The organism is Pseudoalteromonas sp. SWXJZ94C, assembly GCF_015864385.1.
Lineage (GTDB): Bacteria > Pseudomonadota > Gammaproteobacteria > Enterobacterales > Alteromonadaceae > Pseudoalteromonas.
On the sequence record NZ_JADYXF010000099.1, the window covers coordinates 1 to 3,609 of the forward strand.

General features: G+C 34.9%; 3 protein-coding genes and 1 pseudogene. All 4 read left to right on the forward strand.

What is annotated here, in order from left to right; translation table 11 throughout:
• The coding region (locus I6F65_RS20970) for a transposase (RefSeq protein ID WP_197114745.1) at positions 1–650 on the forward strand (650 nt) is incomplete at its 5' end.
• A gap of 540 nt (positions 651–1,190) precedes the next feature.
• Positions 1,191–1,730 (forward strand): hypothetical protein, encoded by a 540-nt coding sequence (locus tag I6F65_RS20975; protein WP_197114747.1) that lies wholly within the window; start codon positions 1,191–1,193, stop codon positions 1,728–1,730.
• Between the two features lie 171 nt (positions 1,731–1,901).
• Positions 1,902–2,426, forward strand: a complete 525-nt coding sequence (locus I6F65_RS20980) for a hypothetical protein (RefSeq protein ID WP_197114748.1) — start codon at positions 1,902–1,904, stop codon at positions 2,424–2,426.
• Positions 2,427–3,145: 719 nt separating this feature from the next.
• Positions 3,146–3,609: pseudogene (locus I6F65_RS20985) on the forward strand (hypothetical protein); the annotation flags it as partial.

A 3,609-nucleotide genomic window follows, 5' to 3' on the forward strand; every position in this document is an offset into this window, starting at 1 on the left:
TGGACATTGTTCAACAGTCCACTAAAAACTTATTATCGGTGCAAAGTTGTTACATGCGTCATCTTGGTTATAAGCTCGGTAGCAACAAAATAAAGCAAATGGCTGGTATCAGAAAAAGCGTTGATACTGAGCAGGTACACGCAGACTTTAGCTCAATGAATACAGCACTGTCAGTCATTTCTAATCTCTCATTAATACGCTGTGCTCAACAGCAAATTAATGCGATAGAGGGCGCTATTTTAAAACAAACATCACTCTCCCCTGAGTTTATGAACCTATCCAGTATTGATGGAGTTGGGAACACTTTAGCGCTAACTATTATGTTAGAAACCGGCACGATTGAACGTTTTGATAGCCCAGGGAATTTCTCATCGTATTGTCGCTGTGTTAAAGGGGCAAGGTACAGCAATGGAAAGAAAAAAGGCGCTACGAATCAGAAGAATGGTAATCGTTATTTAGCGTGGGCCTTTACTGAGACTGCTAATTTTGCAATTCGTTATAACCCAACAGTTAAAAAATATTATCAACGAAAACTGGCTAAAACAAACAAGGTAGTTGCGATTAAAACGGTTGCACATAAGCTCGCAAGAGCGTGTTATCACGTGCTTAAAGACAATGTACCATTCGATGAACACAAGGCGTTTGCTTAGCGTCTATAAAACAAATTAGGTTAACGTGTTGAGCTAGTAATGAGGTTGGTAAAACCATTAGATTTGATTGAGTCTGCACATTAACCGCTCATATTTTAAATACTGGATATGCCCAATGTTTGAGCCACAAAGGTTGGTTATGTGTAAGCATAAACCACTGACTTGTTACAGCGCAGTGTGTAAACACAGCCAGAAACTGGACTGACATTGGTACTAAACGATGACTGAGGCGAAAGCCAAGGGGCTTAATTAATCATCAATAAAGCTTAATTAAACTGCCTAAATTCATATGGGTGACTGGTGCATATTCACACCAATCGACGTCATTACTAGGTGCGTAGTCATATTTAAATTGAGTCTAAATAATAAGATCACTTGGTTTTTGAATAAAAAGATCAAGAAAACACAGCTGCCTGCTTGACCGAAATTTTCTAATGGGTGACCCCATTGGCTCTTAACTAATGCGTATTGACTATCACTGTAAAGTAGGTAAAGTAGGCATTGAAATAGTAGATTAAGATTAATTTAAAAGGAACTTAAATGAATATTAATGAATTACCTTACTCCCTACCAAAAACACCTAAAGCGCAATGCCAATACCTTGCTCGCATCTGTTCTATAAGTCTGCATAAGCTAAGTAATAATCACCAAGAAGAATCTGAAGCTATAGCAAGTGTCATTATTTATAGGCATTTAAGCAGTAATCAGAAAATAGAAGCTATGCGCTTAATTCAAGCCCTAATTAACAAACCATTAATGGCTAAACTAATCGAAAAAATAACAGATACTATTGTTAATCCTCAATGGGGAATTTGGTCACTATCCAATACAGAGCTATTAAAAGACCATAAGTTCCACGACATGGTAAATACATACGCAGGAATCTCAGGTATTACAATTTCTATGGTGAGTGTTGCAGATTTAGCATCAACTATATGGAAAACAAAAAAAGTAACTAAAGGTGGCTGGCTTACCCTAGTTATGTGGGGCTCTTTAATTCTCAATGCCACAGAATTACATAAGGTAAATCAAGAGATATCGAATAGAAGTAAACTTTTAGACTCAGTACATTACGACTAATGAAGATTATACTTCCCATTTTTGTATATCTAATAAACTTTGTAGGTTGCATATTAGTGTATAGTTATGCAACCAGTTTCCACAAAGATATTATTTTTTATATTGTCCTTTTTTTAGCTAATGTCCAAGGTATTTACTACGGGTATAAATTTTCGAAAATTAAGAGTAAAGATGCAAAAGATTAAAATATTCTGTTTATATTTATTTATATGCCTATTTAGTTCAGCTCATGCATCACCAAAAGATACATGTAATGCTGATAATATTGGATTTTCTTTCAACTCTTCGTTTAACGAAGATCTGTTTAATAAGAAAGAAATGAAAAGAAATATATCAGTCGAAGATAATAATTTTGCATGGGCTTTTTCATTTTCAGAGTTGTCTCAAGACAATACTTTACGAAATAGTAATGGTACTGAGAAGTCTCACGAAGAAATAATTTACACTAATTTTAGTGAGTTTTTAGAAGGTGAATTATTTCTCACAATTGAAAGTGAAAATTTTAAGGGTAAATATAAAGAAATTAAAACACGATTTGAAAATAAAAATAGAATTATTTTTTTTATAAAACTAAATAAATACAGAAACAACGAATACTTAACTAAATTAATTATTACAGCTAAGAATAACCTACCACTGAGTGAAAGTGACTATAAAAAAGTAGATAACTTTTTTGACTTTTGTATTTTGATATAAAAGCTGTAGCCTATTTAAAATGGACTGGAGAACAGCTCATTAAATCAAATTATAGAATGGCGTGGTAAACCAAGAGCTATCAGGTGTGATAATGGCCCAGATTATATTAGCAAGTAGCTAGCGTAATGGGCGTTAAAAGTCGCGAGGGTCAAATCTTGACTTCATACATCATAATTCCTCATACTCTGAAAAGTCGCGAGGGTCAAATCTTGACTTCATACATCATAATTCCTCATACTCTGAGCCGAACTCACAGCCAGAAGCGGTCATTCAAAAGCAGAGTGGCAAAAGGCAAGCCGTGCCCTGCATTTTCCTGCTTTTAGGTTACCCCTGACTTTTTACCCAAATGGCAAGACCAAGCATCTGAACCATGATGCAAGGCTGGTACAAACTTGCAAAATGCGCCAACCATTTTTTGCTGTGAATTCTTATATATTAATTTTTTTGCCGTTTCGACTTCAAATTCAACGATAACTTTTTCATCTACATTAATAAAGAGCGGTAGGGGTATACCAAGCCCAATAAAAAACCCATTAATGCTTTCGTCTATAGCTTTATAGTACCAAACTTCTTTTTTTGTTCAGATTTTATTTTGTTGTTAATTTATATTTCCATAAAATTGTAATACTTCCCCTGTACCTTATTTACTTTATTTCTATTTGGCTGCTGTGAAGCTAAGTTGCCATAAAATTATAATTAAATAATAGGTAAATACCCTAATGAAGGCTTTAAGCAAAACCGCTCTAATAGTTGTTATTTCAAATGCTCTTTTTGCGTGTGGTTCTGATAACTCAAATACAATAGAAAACTCCGATCAAGTTGAAAATGAAACTACGGTAAGTACTACTCTGACGCAAGGGGCTAACAAACTTGCAGAAAATAATAGCGATAATGTTTGGCGTTTTGCTGTTATACCCGATACGCAAGGCCGAGATGATGATGATTATAAACAAACAATTACGCATACCTACGATGGTATAACGTTATCTGTCGATATTGGATATGACGTTAATAATGATGATATTTTTGATGGTGAAGGTTGGAAAATTGACGTGTCTGACCCTTATAACGCTATTTTTGTTGATGAAAATGGGGATACGCTGGTGGCGGGTGACTTGCCTGTTGAAATCGCTAGTAGCGAACGTGCTGATACGCCTTATGATTTTAAGCATCTTCCCGCTTT

Bases quoted from the DNA above. Each gene is read 5' to 3' on its own strand.
- I6F65_RS20975 (WP_197114747.1), top strand. From the start codon at position 1,191: ATGAATATTAATGAATTACCTTACTCCCTACCAAAAACACCTAAAGCG.
- I6F65_RS20980 (WP_197114748.1), top strand. From the start codon at position 1,902: ATGCAAAAGATTAAAATATTCTGTTTATATTTATTTATATGCCTATTT.